Annotated in this window: 16 protein-coding genes and 1 pseudogene; 1 reads left to right on the top strand and 16 read right to left on the bottom strand. The window is 70.0% G+C overall.

Annotated features, from left to right (window positions below; genetic code table 11):
• Positions 1-29: 29 nt before the first annotated feature.
• The 16 genes and pseudogenes from M6D93_RS17745 to M6D93_RS17675 form a co-directional block, all read right to left on the bottom strand.
• On the bottom strand, positions 30-3,038 hold the full coding sequence (locus M6D93_RS17745) for a putative baseplate assembly protein (RefSeq protein WP_249771304.1): 3,009 nt from the start codon (positions 3,036-3,038) through the stop codon (positions 30-32).
• Positions 3,035-3,406 (bottom strand): GPW/gp25 family protein, encoded by a 372-nt coding sequence (locus M6D93_RS17740; RefSeq protein ID WP_249771302.1) that lies wholly within the window; start codon positions 3,404-3,406, stop codon positions 3,035-3,037. Before M6D93_RS17740 ends, M6D93_RS17745 begins: the two co-directional genes overlap by 4 nt.
• Positions 3,403-3,723, bottom strand: coding sequence for a hypothetical protein (locus M6D93_RS17735; protein WP_249771300.1), 321 nt, complete (start codon positions 3,721-3,723; stop codon positions 3,403-3,405). Before M6D93_RS17735 ends, M6D93_RS17740 begins: the two co-directional genes overlap by 4 nt.
• Positions 3,724-3,733: 10 nt before the next feature.
• Positions 3,734-4,252 carry a phage baseplate assembly protein V gene (locus tag M6D93_RS17730; RefSeq protein WP_249771298.1) on the bottom strand — a complete coding sequence of 173 codons (519 nt, stop codon included), beginning with the start codon at positions 4,250-4,252 and terminating at the stop codon, positions 3,734-3,736.
• Positions 4,249-5,370 (bottom strand): hypothetical protein, encoded by a 1,122-nt coding sequence (locus tag M6D93_RS17725; protein WP_249771296.1) that lies wholly within the window; start codon positions 5,368-5,370, stop codon positions 4,249-4,251. The genes M6D93_RS17730 and M6D93_RS17725 overlap by 4 nt, the downstream gene beginning before the upstream one ends.
• Complete coding sequence (locus M6D93_RS17720) at positions 5,363-5,692, bottom strand: LysM peptidoglycan-binding domain-containing protein (protein ID WP_249771294.1); 330 nt, start codon at positions 5,690-5,692, stop codon at positions 5,363-5,365. Before M6D93_RS17720 ends, M6D93_RS17725 begins: the two co-directional genes overlap by 8 nt.
• A gap of 42 nt (positions 5,693-5,734) precedes the next feature.
• Positions 5,735-6,388, bottom strand: coding sequence for a hypothetical protein (locus M6D93_RS17715; protein WP_249771292.1), 654 nt, complete (start codon positions 6,386-6,388; stop codon positions 5,735-5,737).
• Complete coding sequence (locus tag M6D93_RS17710) at positions 6,385-7,692, bottom strand: eCIS core domain-containing protein (RefSeq protein WP_249771290.1); 1,308 nt, start codon at positions 7,690-7,692, stop codon at positions 6,385-6,387. Before M6D93_RS17710 ends, M6D93_RS17715 begins: the two co-directional genes overlap by 4 nt.
• Positions 7,682-7,897 carry a hypothetical protein gene (locus M6D93_RS17705; RefSeq protein WP_249771288.1) on the bottom strand — a complete coding sequence of 72 codons (216 nt, stop codon included), beginning with the start codon at positions 7,895-7,897 and terminating at the stop codon, positions 7,682-7,684. The genes M6D93_RS17710 and M6D93_RS17705 overlap by 11 nt, the downstream gene beginning before the upstream one ends.
• Before the next feature lie 4 nt (positions 7,898-7,901).
• A complete protein-coding gene (locus M6D93_RS19680) occupies positions 7,902-9,074 on the bottom strand; it encodes an ATP-binding protein (protein WP_488230382.1) in 1,173 nt (390 codons plus the stop codon).
• 327 nt (positions 9,075-9,401) lie between these two features.
• Positions 9,402-9,782, bottom strand: a pseudogene (locus M6D93_RS19675) (ATP-binding protein); the annotation flags it as partial.
• 212 nt (positions 9,783-9,994) lie between these two features.
• Positions 9,995-11,215 carry a Pvc16 family protein gene (locus M6D93_RS17695; protein ID WP_249771284.1) on the bottom strand — a complete coding sequence of 407 codons (1,221 nt, stop codon included), beginning with the start codon at positions 11,213-11,215 and terminating at the stop codon, positions 9,995-9,997.
• Positions 11,212-12,258 carry a hypothetical protein gene (locus tag M6D93_RS17690; protein WP_249771282.1) on the bottom strand — a complete coding sequence of 349 codons (1,047 nt, stop codon included), beginning with the start codon at positions 12,256-12,258 and terminating at the stop codon, positions 11,212-11,214. The genes M6D93_RS17695 and M6D93_RS17690 overlap by 4 nt, the downstream gene beginning before the upstream one ends.
• On the bottom strand, positions 12,255-12,974 hold the full coding sequence (locus tag M6D93_RS17685; RefSeq protein WP_249771280.1) for a hypothetical protein: 720 nt from the start codon (positions 12,972-12,974) through the stop codon (positions 12,255-12,257). Before M6D93_RS17685 ends, M6D93_RS17690 begins: the two co-directional genes overlap by 4 nt.
• A gap of 3 nt (positions 12,975-12,977) precedes the next feature.
• Positions 12,978-13,514 carry a phage tail protein gene (locus tag M6D93_RS17680; protein ID WP_249771278.1) on the bottom strand — a complete coding sequence of 179 codons (537 nt, stop codon included), beginning with the start codon at positions 13,512-13,514 and terminating at the stop codon, positions 12,978-12,980.
• A gap of 12 nt (positions 13,515-13,526) precedes the next feature.
• The gene (locus tag M6D93_RS17675) at positions 13,527-15,077 is read right to left on the bottom strand and encodes a phage tail sheath C-terminal domain-containing protein (RefSeq protein ID WP_249771276.1); all 1,551 of its coding nucleotides are present in this window, start codon (positions 15,075-15,077) and stop codon (positions 13,527-13,529) included.
• 171 nt (positions 15,078-15,248) lie between these two features.
• On the opposite strand from M6D93_RS17675, the gene M6D93_RS17670 reads away from it, so the two are divergent.
• Positions 15,249-16,295, top strand: a complete 1,047-nt coding sequence (locus tag M6D93_RS17670; protein ID WP_249771274.1) for a hypothetical protein — start codon at positions 15,249-15,251, stop codon at positions 16,293-16,295.
• Positions 16,296-16,308 lie beyond the last annotated feature (13 nt).

Below are 16,308 nucleotides of genomic sequence, written 5' to 3'. Positions count from 1 at the left end.
ACAGCAGGCACCCTCGCACCGGCAGCCGGTCATCGGCCACCGACCAGGTCCAGGACCAGACGACCGTTCTCGGGCTCGTCCTGATCGCCGTCCAGCTGCGGTACCTCCAACGGGCTCATGACCAGCACGCCGTCGGCCAGCGCGGTCCCGGGTGGACCGAACAGCCGCTGCAACCGGGTGACCTCGACGTGCGCGACACCGGGGACGGCCGCGACACAGGCGACGATCCGGCTGAGCCGGACCGGTGACCCGAACGTCAGGTTGTCGGGATGGAACAGGCCCGTGCGGCCGCCCGGCAGAGTTCGGGCACCGAGCGCGTCGGCGACGGCACGCCGGACCGAGCCGGTGAGGTAGTCCGGACGGACGCTCACCCGCACGGCCAGATCGACCGGGACCAGCCGCGCTGTCTGGACGGTCACCTCGTGGCCGATCTTGCGGTAACGGTTCAGCCGAGCCGCGACATCGTGCAGCAGTTCGCTCGATGCGCGTTCCTGTCCGAGCTGGTCCACCCCGACGCGGGCGAGGTAATGGCTGCCCGTCCAGCGCAGCTCCGCGGCGGCCCGCTGCACCACGGCTTCGATCTCAGCGGTCGTCCTCGGCGAGGAATCCGTCTCGGGAGCGGCCAATGCGGCGTAGTCGGCGGCGGTGACCGCTCGTACCAGTCGGCGTCGTGCCTGCAACGGAGCGCGGGCCAGCACCGACTCCTTGCTTTCCGGATCGGTTCCGCCCTGGGCAGCAAGGGGATTGCTCACCGCCCGGATCGCGTCCGTGCGCGTGGCGGACAGGACGATGTGGTTGATCGAGCCCGCCGCGATGTTGCCGGCGGCACCGTTGCCCAGCCGAAAGCCCAGTTGCAGAACCCGCCCGTCGGGGAAGGCAGCACCGTTCGCCCCGTCCCCGAAGCGCAGGCTCAAGCGGTCCTCGTCGTCGGTCTCACCGACGAAGTCCCGGTCGCGCGGCCCGGATTCGAGCAGGTCGTGGCGGGGCTGCCAGTCGGCGGACCCGTCCGGGTCGGTGAGCGTCACGGCGGGCAGCGCTTGCCTCGGGTCGGTGAGCAACGCCGCGGACGCCGGACCGAACAGCGCCGGATTCGAGGGCAGCAGGTCTGCGGCAGCATCCGCGCCCCAGGCCTGGGCGATCTCCCACACCTCGTCCTCGGCCTTGAGCAGGTATCCGGCCCGGGCGTAGTCGGCCAGCTGAGCCAGCCGTTGGCGTTTCGGGTCGAGCAGTTCGGCCAATCGCCCGGACAGGTCGGTGAGAGCCTCGACGGGGTTGTCCGCGAGTCCGGCCCGGCGCAGGGCCTGGGCACCGAACAGGGTCTGCAGGTAGGCGCGATCGTCGTCGGTGAGACCCTCCCCACCGCTGATCCGCTCGAGGATCGCGACCACGTTCGCCCTGGCCCGCAGGGGGATCGAGCGCAGTAGCGCGGCCTGACCACGGGCTACCACGGCCTCGACGGGGAAGGCGGCGGCCTGGGTCGTCCCGGCGCTGGGCAGCCGGTAGCGCAGACGTGCACGCTCCGGGGGGTACGGGGGCCCTGGCACCGGGTTGCCCGCGGCGCCGCAGTCCAACGGGCAACCCCAGCAGCCCTGAGGCGGGCAGCCGGGAGTACCCGTGCGTGACGGGGGTCGGCCAACCGGCAGTGACGGCCGGTGATTCCAGGTGCTCGTCCGGCCGTGGTCGACCAGTACCGTGTTGGCGTCGGCGATCCCGACCTGGAGCTGCTCGCATTCGGGGCCACCGCGAGCCGTCACGCAGAGGTCGAAGCCGAGAGCGTCATCATCGGCCCAGTGCACCTGCACCAGCGGCTGCTGGTAGAGCTCATCGGTGCGCCGGTCGACCCGGGTGAGCCGCACCGCCTGGCAGTGGGTGCGATCGGCGTCGGCGGGGTTGCCGGTCACCGGATCCCGCTGTTCGCGCAGCACCAGGACGTCTCCGGCGGCCAGCTGCAGACCATGTTCTGCCGTGTCGACGAGGGCGGCCGAGCACGAGCCGGCCGGCAGACACCATTCCGGTTCGCCCCACGCCCACAGGGCAATCCCGGTATGCGCGGGATAGAGAGTCAGCTCGGCGGTGGTGAGCGGCTCGAAAACGGGCACCGAAGGCCCGAGCCCGTCGAGGTCCTGGTCCTGGACAGCGGCCGAGGAACTGCCCGCGCCGGCGGCCAGCGGGATGGCCGCGAACCGGAAATCCCCTGCCGGCAAAGTGATCTGCTCGCTCACCTCGACGCAGACCCAGGCCCGGGCGTTGCACCCGTCGTGCATCCGGTAGTCGACCAGGCGGGCGTGCCTGCGCACCGACGTCCGCAGCCGTGCGGTGTCCAGGTAGGCCTCGGTGGCCGCGGCGTCCTGCTGGTAGCTCAACCGGTCACCCACGTAGGCGAACAACTCGACCAGCGCGATCCCGACGTCCGGTACGTGTCGTTCGGTCCAGGTCGGCATCGTCAGGCTGAGCCGTTCCAGCAGCAACTGCCGGAAGCTGGCGTAGTCCTTGGCCAGGTAGTCGATCTCGATCGCGGGGCCGGGATCGGCACGGTCACCGCGGCTGTCACCGCAACTGTCACGGGCGCAGCCGTCGGTGGAGTCGCCACCGCCACCGCCACCGCAGCCGCAGCTGTCGCAGTCGGTGAAGGACGGGCAGTTGGCGAAGCTGAATTCGATGGATGCGAACGGCGGGTCGAAGCCGGGATAGGTCGAACCCCGTTGCCCGATCGCCAGCGTGTACGGGGAACGGTCACCACTGCGATCCAGCTGCACGGTGAACCGACCGCCGCGGTCGGGATCGTCGGGCTGGACGTCGATCCCGGTTACCCGCAGGTCCGTGATGCGCCGGCCACCGGAGACGGTGACCTCACCCGTCGTGAGGTTCGTGGGAACGGGGCCGAACAGCAGCACGGTCAAGCGGAGGCCGTCGGCGCTGACCCCGATTCCGTCGATGCCGTTGAGTCCCGCGCGCCGCGCCTCCGCCGCACGGTGGGCGCCGCGTCCCGGTCGGCCGGCCCCGCCGCCGATCCCGCTCGTCGCCAGGCTGCCGGTCACCGTGGCCTCCCGCTGGTGAGCGTGCTCGTCACCGATTCCCCCGTTACCACCAGCACGTACGACACGGCCACCGTCAGCGTCGACTCCTGTGCCGCGACGCTGACGTCCTCGACGGTGACCAGGTCACCCAGCCACCGCTGGATCGCCGCCGCGATGCTGACCTGCAGGACGCTGGCCAGCTCGGGACTGTTCGGCTCGAAGACCAGGTCCGCGAGACCGCAGCCGAAGTCCGGCCGGTTGACCCGTTCGCCGGGCGTGGTGAAGAGCAACTGTTCGATCAGGTCCCGAACGTGTTCGGCGTAGTCGGTGCTCGCGGTGCGACCGCCCGGACCAACCGCGAAGGGGAAATCGATATAGCTGACGGTCATGACACCACCACCCGTGGCTGCAGGGTGAGGACGACCGGCGGTGCGGGCGTGGGAGCACACACACCGTTGCCCGGACCGCTCGGCGGGCTCTGCGCGATGGCGAACTGACCACCCACACTGACCCGCGTCGAGACGTTGAGCCAGCTCACCGTCACGCACGGGGTGTTGAAGCCGCAGCCGGCGACCGTCCACACGTCGGACACGGTCGCGGCCGGCGCACCGTTGATCAGGACCCGCGGTGGTGACGGAGCGGCGCTGACCGTACCGCCGTGCGGGCAGGTCATGATGACCGCGCGGGTCATGGCGAAGCCCGGCATTCTCCACACCTCATTTCAGGACGGTGAGCCCGCCGTGGTTGATGTCGACCGCGGTCCCGGTCATGGTGATGGTGGCCAGGCCGGGGCCGCAGGACAGTTCGATGCCGGCCTCGCTGATCTTGATGTACGGACCCGCCGGCCCGTGCAGCTGGATCTGGATTCCCCCAGTGGGACCGGGGGCATCGGTGATCAACAGGTAGTTCTTGGTCGGCGTGCCGAGCACGACCTGCGGCACACCCGGCGGCACGGTCTTGGCCACCGGCGGCGCGTCGATCGTGCCGCCGCGCCAGAAGCCCGTCCACACCGCCCGGTCGATGTCGTCGTCCTGGAACTGGATCCAGACCCCGGCCGAGACCATCGGCACGACGTGCATGCCGGCCAGTGCCGCTTGTGGACTCGCCCAGATGCACGGATCGGAACCGAGCACGTCCTCGACCCGGACCAGCAGCCGGTTCCCGTCGAGCGGGTCGATGTTCGACACCACGACGCCCTTGTACAGGCCCGGAAACTTCTTCGCCTCGGCCGTCATGTCAGCACCCGATCGGTGAAGGAGACGAAGCCGTCCCGGCTCAGGGTGAAGCTCTGCTTGTACTCGCCGCGCTTGAGATCGTGGGTGACGCTGTTGACGTACCACATGCCGTCGTAGGCCAGGCCGGCACCTCGAACCCCGACCAGGCTGCGGGCGTTGAGGACGTGTCCGTAGCGGAGCACGTCGAGTTTGCCCTGTGCCGTTACGGCATCGCTGGACTGGGCCGTCTTGCCCAGACCGGTGAGCAGGATGTCGGTGACCTCGCGTCCGGCCTGATTCGGCAGGGGCTTCTGCCGCAAGGTCACGGCCGGCCGGGCGGCCAGCGGTGGCCGTAGCAGCGACACGTCGGGAATCGGCACGCTGAAGGACAGTTTCGTGGTGGGCTCAGTGATCCCGATGGTGTACTGCGTCCGCGACAGGCCGTCGAAGCTGAAGGAGATCGACTCGATGTCGGTGGACGAATCGGTGTCGATGGTCAGGGCCGGCTGCAGCAGGCCAGCCCTGATCTCCGGTCCCCAATAGGCCGTGCTGATCCCCGGAACCGGTCCTGGAATCAGGTAGAAGCTGTAACCGGCCTCGGTGGCCAGCGCCTTGATGTAGTCCAGGTCGGTACCGGACTGGATCGGGATCTCCTGCAGCGGGGTCTTGACGCTGAAGATCACCGGCGGGACCGGGGCGGGAATGATTCCGTACTGGGCGTACTTCAGCAGGATTCGCAGGACCCGAAGGTTCAGCGGCATCGCCGGATAGCATTCGCGGACGTCGGCCATGTCCATCAGGACCGTCAGGTCCTCCCCGGTGACCGTCAGGCTGGACTGCGCGGGTGTGTCGGACGGGGACAGGTCATGGCGGGTGATGACGCCGTCCATCAGCACCTGGGGCAGCCCGCCGACGAGCGCGACGACGATGATCCGCGCCGGCGGGTCGAGCAAGCCCGATGGCAGCAGAACCCGGTTGATGAGCGACTTCTTGCTCACCGCGAAACTCAACTGGAAGCCGCTGCGCTGTCCGGCGGCGGTCGTGACCTGGACCGACTGCAGCGCGTCCATGAGGACCCGGGGAGCCGGTACGGTCACCACGCTGCCGACCAACAGCATGAGCTGCAGGGGGCTAGCCATTGCCGGCTCCGGAGGAGGGGGCCGGCCCGGGCAGACCCGCCGGCAGGGTCACCCGGAGCAGCCGTCCGACGACCTCGGTCAGCTCGGCCGGGTCCATGGCCCGGTTCGCGTCGGCGAGCTGCCACGCCAGCTCCGGATCGCCGAGTTCGGTCGCCGCGATCAGATCCAGGTGCTCGCCGGGACGAACCCGGTGCCGACCGATCTCGGCCAGGCTCTCGGGCTTGGGAACCACCCGCTGCGCGACGTAGACGATCACCCGGCCGTCGGGGAGCCGGTAGGTCTTGCTCGGCAGCCCGCCGTATCGGCTGGTGTAGCTGAACACGTCGTGGTCCCCTTCCTGGTGATGACTAGCCAGCGAGATCGCCTAGATCGAGGCGACCCCCAGCGAGGCCGCGGAGTCGGTGATCAGCGCGGCCCAGCGATCCTTCTGCCGGTGGTACTGCAGATATAACTGGCCGGCCTTGTGCCCGAAGCCGACGTCGTGCACGGTCAGCACTCGCACGCCGATGCTCAGCTTGGCCCGAATCGGGTCCAGGGCCGAGTCGAAGGCCTCCTCGGTGATGCTGAGCTCGGTCAGCCGTACCGGCAGAACCCGCTTGGAACCGAGGACGAGGACGAGAAGGGCCGACTCGAGCGGGGCGATCTCGATCATGCCGCGGTCGGCGAGCTGATCCTCGCTCGTCAGCGCGGCCACGCTGGGGTAGAGGCTGAGCTCCAGCGCGGCCAGGGCCGGACCCAGGCCGTTGCCGGCTTCGCGCGGATGCCTGGTGGGATCGGCCAGTTGTTCGGTCGCGTCGAACTCGGCCTCGAACCTCAGGGTTTCGTGGGGAGGCCCTTTCAGCCGTAGCACCTCCAGTCGGTCACCGGGTTCCTCGCCCGCGCCCTGAGGTTGCAGGGTTCGGGTCAGGGTGTCGGGGTTGAACTGGAAGGCCAGCGTCCGCACGGGGCGCCCCGTCACCGGATCGAGCAGGACGAAGCCGCCGCGCGCGGGGGTCGCCGCCTCGGGGAAGTGCGTCACTTCAGTGCCTTCCCGATCTTGGGCAGCGAGGTCAGGTCCAGTTGGAAGATCACGCCGAGCGATGGTGCGGTGGACGCCGCTCCGCCGGCCGACGGCGCACCCGGTAATTGCGGCGCCTGGGTCTGCAACTTGATCGACAGGGAGCGCAGGATGTCGTTCGGGATCGGCCCGAGCGCACGCATGTCCAGCCCCAGGCGCACGTTGGTCCCGGGTACGGGCACCTGGAAATGCAGATCCGCGAGCGGTGCCAACGGAATCGTGACCCCGTCGAGTTGGCTCAGGGCCAGGTTGCGCAGCTCAGCTGAGAGCACCAGGGCGGCGGTGCCGACGCCCAGGAAGCCGGCCGTGCCGACACCGATGGCCACCTTGTCCTCGGTCGTCGTCCGGCCGAGCTGTCGTTTCGCCTCGGCTTCGGCCCGGTCTTTCAGCCCGGCGATGGCGGGAACCTTCAGGACCGCATTGGCCGCGTCCGAGGCACTCCCTTTGCGGGCGGCAGGAGGTGGCACACCGGGTGCCAGGTCGGCGACGGTGCTGCGTGGCGGCGCGACCCGGACGTCGACCTCGTCTCGTCCGGGCCCGCTCAGCGTGGTCTCGGTCGACAGCGCAGTACGGGGGATCCCGGCCGCCACCAGTGCCGCCATGACGGCACGGGCGCGTTCGGAGGACAGATCCGGCCGGTTCTCCACCGCGACCGAGCGGCCGCGGACGATGAAGCGGGTCGTCGGGTCCGCGGCCAGCATCGCCTTGAGGTGGCCGGCCAATGAGTCCGCCGACGTCGCGTCGGCGGCACTGAGCTCGCTCGATCCGGCGGTGAAGGAGTTGAACCGGCCCAGCACGAATTCCAGCTCCCCGACCGCGAACGGCGACGGTGTCGGTGCCAGGGGGTCGCGAGCCATCCCTCGGGGCGGCCCACCGAGCTGGTGGCTACCGACCAGACCGCCCGAAGCGATTGTGCGCGCCGCCTCGTGGGCCCGGGTTTCACCGAGCACGTCGGGCCGTCCGCGCCGGAACTGCACTACGTGCGCGAGCTCATGGCCCATCCGCACCAGGCCCTGGGCCGACGTGGGCCGATAACTGTCCGGCGCGAAGGCGATGTCGTCGCCGCTGGTGACCGCGTGGGCCTGCCCGGCCCGGGTCAGCTCGGCCGCCGCGGCGTCCTGGTGGACGCGCACCCGGCCGAAATCCTGGCCGAAACGAGGCTCGAACAAGGCCCGGACCCACGGGTCGAGGGTGCGCCCGGACGGGCGGCTCATCGGCCGGACGTCGCGGCGGGGCAACGGCAGCTGGACCAGTTCAGCGGCCACGGTTCACCGCCCGGTCGACGGAGCGGTGGATCGAACGCGCGATGTCGCCGGCCCACGGCATCGTCGGCGCCGGTGTGGGCGAAGCGGCGCCACGCAAGAGCCGGCCGAGTTCCGCCTCGACCGCTCGGCCCACGGTGAGTGCGTCCCGTTCGGACAGGGGCAGACCCGTCAGCACCAGACGGTCGATGTGGACGCGATACCGCATGTCGTCACTTCCCCTCGAGTTGGAAGTCCGACTCGCGCAACGGCACTTCGAGTTTGCGGAACTCCGAGCGGGCCGCGGCCATCAGCGTCGGCATCGATATGCCGGTGTGCTCGGCGGCGGCGAGGAAGGCCGCGTTGACGGCGATGTTTCGCGCCATCCCCCCGGTCAGGCGCAGCTCGGCCAGTCGATCGAGGTCCAGCTCGTCGTGCGGCGTCTGCGGAGGGAGCATCGTCGCCCAGATGGCGCGGCGTTCCGCCTGTTCTGGAAAGGGGAATTCGACGATGAACCTGATCCGGCGAACGAAGGCGGCGTCGAGCGAGCGACGCAGGTTCGTGGCCAGGATGCACAGGCCGCCGTAGTCCTCCATACGCTGCAGCAGATAGTTGGTCTGGGTGTTGGCGTAACGGTCGTGGGCGTCCTTGACGTCGCTGCGCTTTCCGAACAGCGCGTCCGCCTCGTCGAAGAAGAGGATCACGCCGCCGCCTTCGGCCGCATCGAACAGCCGCCGAAGGTTCTTCTCGGTTTCACCGATGTACTTGCTCACGACAGCGGACAGATCGATCCGGTAGAGGTCGAGCTGAAGCTGCTGCGCCAGCACCTCGGCGCCCAGGGTCTTGCCCACACCGGCGGCACCGGAGAACAGTGCCGTGACGCCGAGCCCCCGGCTGGAGCGACGACCGAATCCCCAATCCTCATAGACCGTCTTGCGATTGCTGACCTGATCGGCCAGCTCGTGCAGCTGGGCCAGTTGCGGAGCCGGCAGCACCAGATCGCTCCAGCTGACCGTCGGGTCCAGGCGCTTGGCCAGCGAGTCCAATCGCGGCCGGCTGCGTTCGCGGCAGCGCGCCCACACCCGCGTGACGTCGGCGCCGGCGTCGGCGGCGAGCTCGTGCACGACGGTGGCGTCCATCGGAAACTGCACGGCCAGCGCTTCGATCCGCGCGTCGTCGGTGTCTGCCGGAAGGGCGGCCCGCCAGGCCTCGGCCCGCTCGGACACCGTCGGCGGCGCGACCGCGATGGTCACCGACCCGGTCGCCAATTCGGGCCAGCTCTCCCGCACGGCCACCAGGACCGGCGCTTGGACGCGCTGCAGGAAGGCTCGTATCGTGCCGGCCCGGTTCGGGTCCTCGGCATCGGAGTCCTCGGCGTCGAGGTACAAGGCGACCGGCAGCAGCATCGACTCCCGCTGCCACAGCCGCGCCAGGGCATCCAGTTCCGCGGCGTCCGTGGGCAGCGCCGAGATCGGCATCCGGTAACTGAGCAGCCCGCACCCGGCCGCGGCGTGAGCGGCCAGCAGTTGTTTGCTCGCCGCTGCCGGGCCGGTCAGCTGGATCGCCGGGGTGTGTCCCGAAGCGCGTTGCCAGTGCGCATTGATCTCCTCGACGGTGTCGGCCTGCGACGGCGGCAGTGGCTGGTCGAGGTCCGCCTCGATGCGTGTGGTCAGGGGGGCGAACCGGGCGTCGAGGTAGTTGAGCCCGCGCAGCACGGTGACGATGCGCTCCTCGGCCTGTAGCGGACTGGTCATCAACGGCAACCCCGCGCCGCGTACGACGTCCACGAGTTGCCAGTAGCGCAGGCCCTGGGACGGTGCCAGAGCCGACCAGGCGGGCTCAGGCAGGCACGCCAGAGCGAGGGCGAAGGTGGGTTGCCGCTGGGCGCTGTCGCCGTGCGCCTGCGCGACGACGGAGCCGAAGCTGGGATCGAGTTCGGCTGCGGCGCACAGCAGCAGGGTGTCCCGCTCGAAGCGCGACAGCCCGAACGTGCTGGCCACGCTGACCAGGGTCGGCTCGGGCAGGATGTCCTCGGCGGCGGCGACCGCCAGTGCCGCCCGCGTCAGGCGATCGCCGGTGTCGGTGCTCGCGCCGGTTGTCGGGCCGTCCGGCATCGCTGTCCCCTGGCGCGCGCGAAGGGCCTGGGCGAGAGCGGAGTCACCCGCGGGCATGAGGGTCGGCTCGCCGCCGGCCGGCGCCGGGGGCGGCTCCGCGAGCGAGGGCTCGGTCGCCGTCCGGATCCGTTCGCGCAGCCAGGCGACCGACGCGGCCAGGAAGTCGGCGTTGGCGATCTGCCACGCGTCGTGATCGGTGAACGTCCGAGGCATCAGGTCACCGTCATCAGGTAGGCGGGGTCGAACACGGGCGGGTGGCTGGACAGGTCGACCAAGGGCGAGTCGACTCCGTCCACCCGCAGCCGCATCCGGTACTCCCCGGCCGCCAGCGCATCGATCCGGAAGCTGACGGTGGAGGTGGTAACGGTGACGGGTTCGGCAGCGAAGGCGCGATCGCCCAACAACAGCAGGACCGATTGCCCCCGCCGAACCTGCGGACTGCAGGTGAGCGTCACGGTTGCCCTCGGGGGAGCGGCGGCGATGGTCACCGGCAGCGGCGAGGTGATCTGCGGGCCGATCAGCAACGGGACCGAGGCAACCGGGGCGGCGTGCGCCGGCGGCAGCACGCTGACCAACCATGATCCGGCCGGCACCGCGGCGGGCTGGTCTGGCACCGTGAACGTGATCGCATTGTCGGTGGCGGCGACGATCCCTGCGCCGGTGACATCGACGGGTGCGCTCAGCATCGGGTGGCGCAGGCGCACGGTCGGCGTGTTGGGCGCGAGGTTGCCCCCGAGGTTGGCTCCGAGCAGGGTCACGGCGTCGCCGAGGACGGCCGCGGGTTTGCCGTTGGGCGGGCTGGCCGCGGCGATGAGAGCAAGGCCGCTGCTCGTGTCGGCGCGGGCCTGCGGACCCTGGTCCTGGGCGCCACGCCGGAGCACCGGCAGCGGCGTGTGGCCGGGCTGCGCGCTGTCGATCAGCACGACCCTGGCCTCGAAGGAGGCCGACAGCCGGTAGGGGGTCTGGAACACCGACCACAACGAGTAGATGTCCTTCTCCTCCAGCGACTGCCAGGTGATGCGAACCCGGTCGATCTGCTGGGACACGTTGCTGTACGGCGCCGCCGCCGCCAGGTCGGCCCTGCTCAGCACGGGATGGTCGTGCAGCGCGCTCAGGGCGCCGCCGAGCATCCGGTGCGCCCCGAGATCGTCGCCGTCCCGCGAGATCGCCGTGACCAGGTACCGCAGCACGAGCGGCAGTGCGGGTTCGCCGGACTCGCCGGCTCCCGCGTCCACCGGCGGTTCGTTGCGCAGGGTCGGATCGAGAAGCGTCTGGTACAGGAACAGGTTGACCTGCAGGTCGAAGTTGGTGTCGGCCACCCGATCCGGTGGCCGGGCGATGGCCACGGCGCCCGCCTCCACGTCCTTGACTCCGACGTCGATGAGGTTTCGCAGGGTCTCGGTGACAGCCTCGATGGCCCGGGCGTCGCTCATCGGTGATCGCCGGACTCGCGCCGGGCCAGGTAGTCCTGCAGCCGGATGGCCTGGCGCGGCCGGGGTCGCGAGGACCGCGCGGACGGATCGGCGCCGGGGCGGCCGACGCCCGCCGCGTCGAGGCGGACGTCCACTCGGGCGATGGTGACCTCGACCGTGGTTGGTTCGGCCGGTTGCGACCGGCGCGCCAGTCGGCCCGACCGCGCGCCGTATCCCGTCCCGAACGAAACCGCCTGGTCGGACCCGCCCGGGTCGAGCCCTGTCGTCGAGGTGGCCGTGGACGGATCGGCCTGGGCGGAACTGTGCACGTGCGCCGCACCACGAGGCGAGGAGCCGGAGCCACGCTCAGCCGGCCCGGGTCGGCGCGCACCTGCGTCCGTCGCCGCCAGCGCACCGGACACCGCCGCCGGCAGCGCCCGGGCCAGCGCGTCGGACACTGCTGTGGGCACGACGTCGGACACCGAGTCTGACACCAAGTCGGACACCAAGTCGGGCACCACTGCGGCCCCCGCGTCGGAGAGTCGATTCGGCAGGATCCCCGCGCCGCGGCCCGTCGCGGTCACAGCGCCGAAAGCGGAGGCGTCCGTGCCGTGACGGTCGGGCCAGCCGTTGCTCCCGCGACCCGGCGCCGACCCGGCGAGATCGATCGCACGCCTACCGGCCTCGCTGCTCCGGGACCTCCCCCCGGACTGGTTCTGGGGTGATCGTCGATCCCCGTCCGCATCCGCGCGGCTGCCGGGCTCGGCCGCCGCCCGGTGCAACGAAAGACCGGTGGCGGTGCCGGACACCGACCACATCCCCGCCAGCGGCCCCCCGCCCGCTGCGTCGCCCGCGTCGGTCGCGTCGCCCGCCTCGGTCGCGTCGCCGGACGCGGGCCCGCCCGGAGCACGAGGCTCCCAACCGCCGGGAACGGACGGCGTCCCCGGCTCGCCCGGAGAGCGCAACCGCTGCCCCGGCTCGAACAGTGACGGCGTGCGCGGGCGCAGGGCCGCGTCGTCCGGGGCGGGTCCACGGGCGAGCAGGCGGTCCAGGTGTGGACTCATGCCGGCACCGCCTCGAGGTAGAACTCCCGCCGCGCCGGCCCGACGGCCAGGACGTCGGCCTCGGTCCAGCCGTAGCCGGTGGCCAGCCGATGCACCTGGTACATCAGGCGCCGGGCGTAGGCGTCCACCTCGGCCCACAGGTACAGGCCGATGTCGAACGGGGCGTCCCAACCGTGCGCGCAGCTCTCGCAGGTCAGCCGCACGCTGAGGTCGGACTGCGGATCGAGTTCGGCGAGCTGGCGCTCGATCTCGGCCCACTGTCCGGGTCCACCGTCGTCGTCCAGGGGATCGAGCAGACAGCGGGTGGCCAGCTGATTGCGCACCAGTTCGGCGGGCTGGTCCGGTGGCAGGGCGAGCAGGTCCTCGCTGGTGACGGCCCGGCAGCGCAGCGTTCGATCTCCGAGCCGCACGTGGTGTTCGGCCTCCTCATCCTGGCTCCAGAGAGCAGGACGGACGTACAGATCCTCGACGGCGAAGACCAGTTCGAGCTGATCACCGCAATGTGGGCAGCCCACGGCGCAGGTCAGCTCGCTGCCGAAGCAGTTCCTACGCACGTCGAGCAGCAGGCTGTCGAGCCTTCCCAGTGGCCAGCGGGCCAGTTCCCCGCAGGGCAGTCCACTGGCGGCCGAGGCCAGGCTGAGCGCGCGCTGGACCGGGCCGGCGAACAGGCCGGCCTCCCAGGCCCCGAGCAGGCGCCGCTCGTCGAGGATCAGCACGGATCAGCCGACCGGGTCGTCGAATCGTAGGTCCGAGGGCGCCACCACGTCGAGATCGCGGACCCAGCCCTCGTTCTCCAGCTTGACGTGCTGCAGCGAGATCGCATTGGCGTTGCTGTCGAAATCGGCGACCGGCTGGTACTCCGACACCCAGCAGTTGAAGACCTGGTAGGCGAGGACCTTCTGGCCGGACTCGTCGAACACGTCCACGGTGAGGTCCCTGCGGAAGTCCTGCAGGGAGGCTTCCAGACCACCGGCGGCGTTGCGGAAACTCCAGGTGCGATTGGCCCATTGCTCCAGCACGGTGTCGGCGGTGACCGCGCGTTCGAGGATGAGCGGGTCGTACTCCGTCCGTCCGGGCAGCTTGTAGCTGGTGGCGGGGTCGCCGCCGTTGCGGTGCCTGATGACCTCGGTCGTCCTCTTGAAACCGGAGATCTTGCTGACGTAGGCGATGTAGTCGGTGCTGTCGCTGAACTTCACCTTGAAGCGGAAGTTCTTGAACGGATCGACCCTCTTGGCCCTGACACTCACTTGTGGCATCGTGCCCGCTCCTTAGACCTGGATCTGTCCGGCCAGCTGCTGGATGTGGATGATGACGAACTCGGCCGGTTTGAGCGGAGCGAAACCGACGAGGATGTTGACGATGCCGCGGTCGATGTCGTTCTGGGGATTGTTCTGGGCATCGCACTTGACCAGATAGGCGTCCTGGGGCGTGCGACCCTGGAATGCCCCTTGTCGGAAAAGGGAATTCATGAAGGCGCCCACGTTGAGCCGGATCGAGGACCACAGGGGTTCGTCGTTCGGTTCGAACACCACCCATTGGGTGCCCCGGAACAGGCTTTCCTCGATGAACAGCGCCAGCCGCCGAACCGGCAGGTACTTCCACTGGTCGGCCAGCCGGTCAGCACCCCGCATGGTGCGCGCGCCCCAGGACACCGGCCCGATCACAGGGAAGCTGCGCAGGCAGTTCACCGCCAGCGGGTTGAGCTCACCGTTCTCGAGGTCGGTCATCGGCACGCTCGGGGCCGTGACACCGTTGAGCGAGGCCGCCGTCCCCGCCGGCGCCTTCCACACCCCGCGCTGGACGTCGGTGCGCGCCCACACCCCGGCCAGCACGCCACACGGGGCGAATTCGCGGCTACGCCCGTCCTGCAATGGGTCGGGCACCATGACGTTCGGGAAGTAGAGCGCCGCGTTGCGGGTGGAGTCGCCGGTCAGCGGGTGCTGCCCCTGAGCGGCGGCGACCGAGGTCCAGGTGGCGGGAGGGTCCACGACCAGCATCGAACGGCGATCCAGGCAGAGTTGGAGTGCGGCCGACTGGATGTCGGCCATGTCCTGGGCGCCGGGCAGGCAGAGGATATTGAAGATGTCGGTCTTGAGCAGGGCGTAGAGGCCGAGCTTGTCGCGGCCGAAGTTCGTGCCGTTGCCACCGAGGTAATCGGCCGAGGCGAGCGTCGAGTTGCCGTCGATCCCCCCGGTGCCCTGGATGAACTGCTGACCGGCCGTGCCGGAGACGAACGGATCCCGCCCGGGCGCGGCGTCCTGTTGCTCGTCGGGCCGCGCATCGCCCCCCGATTCCAGGCGCACGAGGCTTGAGGTCGACAGCAGGTTGCTGGCGCTGCGGGCGTTGGCGGTGTCGGTACTGACGTTCAGGTAGCGCTCCAGGACACCGGCCGGGTCGAAGACGCTGAGGTTGTAGAGGGTGCCGTCGGTGGGGTCCTTGGTCTTCCAGTCGACGCGGGCGCGCAGGCCGTTGCCCCAGGTTCCGACGCTGACCGCGGACAGCACCATGGAGCCACCACCGGCGGGAAGGGTGATCGTCGCCTTGGCGGTGTCGCCTCCGCCGGCGAGGCGAACGACCTCGGCCTCCATGCCGCCGTTCTGATAGAACTGGTACACCGCGTAGCTCATCGGACTTCTGGGGTTCAGTCCGCCGAAACTCTGTTCGTAGTCGGCGAAGCTGGTGATGTGGACGGGGTAGTCCGGTCCGCGGGCGGCCCAGCCGACGAAGGCGGCGATCGAGGTAGGCACGCCGATGATCGTCCTTACCGCGCTGGGTAATTCGTCGATGTAGACACCGGGGTACGTCGGGGCGATGGGCATGAGGATTTCCCTTCCGCGGCCAAGATGTGGCGCTCACCCTGACCGGTCGGCCGTCACGGGTGCGTTACCGCGCCGTCACGCACCCGGTGACGCGGTGGTGACGGGGGGCTGCCCACACTCGGCACGTCGACCTGGCTCGCAGGCCGACGGCGCAAGTGGAGCCCGTCCGACATGACCAACGGCGTCACCTTCACCGACACCTCGTACTACCAAGTGCCCATCGACAACGCCTATCCGCACGGCGTTGTCTCCTTCCGTGTGCTCGACGGCAGCTGGGAGGATCCGATCTTCCGCACGAACCTGCGGCGGGCCGCGGACCTGGTCACCAAGAACCGTCTCATCGCGGTCGTGACCTACCTGGTCTACCGCCCAGGAGACCAGAGGGCGGCAGCGGCCGCCTTCCGGACCGCGGTCACCGACACCCTGGGTGCGATTCCGCGCTGGCTGGTAGCGATGATCGACGCCGAGTCCTGGGGTGGTGCGATCCGCGGCAACCAGTCCGACGGTCTCAACCGGCTCTACGTGCTGCTCGCCGCGATTCTGGGCGGTGATCCCCGCCGCGTGCTGGGCTACGCCAACCGCGGCGATTTCGCGCAGTTGTGGCCGCAGCGGCCGGCCAGGATGCGCACGGTCGTCGCCTCCTACGGGGGCTCGCTGCCCGAGTTCGGCAACCTGATCGCATGGCAGTACACCAACGGCGAATACCAGGTGGACGGTCTGCCCTCGGCCACCCGACCCTTCGGCGCGTGCGACCACAACGTGGCGCCGGATCTGACCCCGGCCCAGTTCGCCGAACAGGTCGGCGTCCTGCACCTGCCGACGGACCCCCTGGAGGAAGTCATGGCGATGTACGCGAGCAAGGAGGCCTTCGAGGCGATGCTCGACCGCAAGCTCGGGATCGACCCGCAGAACACCGACAAAAGCGGCCGGACGAGTGTGAACGGGCTGTTCCAGTTCTGGATGACCCGGACCATCGCGACGTTGCGCACCGGCACCAAGAACCGGGCGTTCCTGGGACCGCCGTCGATCATCGACAATCAGGGACTGCAGGGCGCGATCAGCAGGACGGTGAAGACGGCCAACGCGCCGGTCATCGATCAGCACGCCCTGAACGCAGCGGTCAACGCGGCGGTCGCCGCCGCGGTGGCACCGCTGGCCGCACAGGTGGCCGACCTGCACAAGACGCTGAACGAAGCGCTCAAGCCGGTGGACCGATGACCAGCGCGACGAC

The sequence above is a fragment of the Jatrophihabitans telluris genome (assembly GCF_023516435.1).
In the GTDB taxonomy this organism is placed as follows: Bacteria; Actinomycetota; Actinomycetes; order Mycobacteriales; family Jatrophihabitantaceae; genus Jatrophihabitans_A; species Jatrophihabitans_A telluris.
The sequence above is the reverse complement of the archived record's forward strand: the minus strand, read 5'-3'. Positions and strand labels throughout refer to the sequence as shown.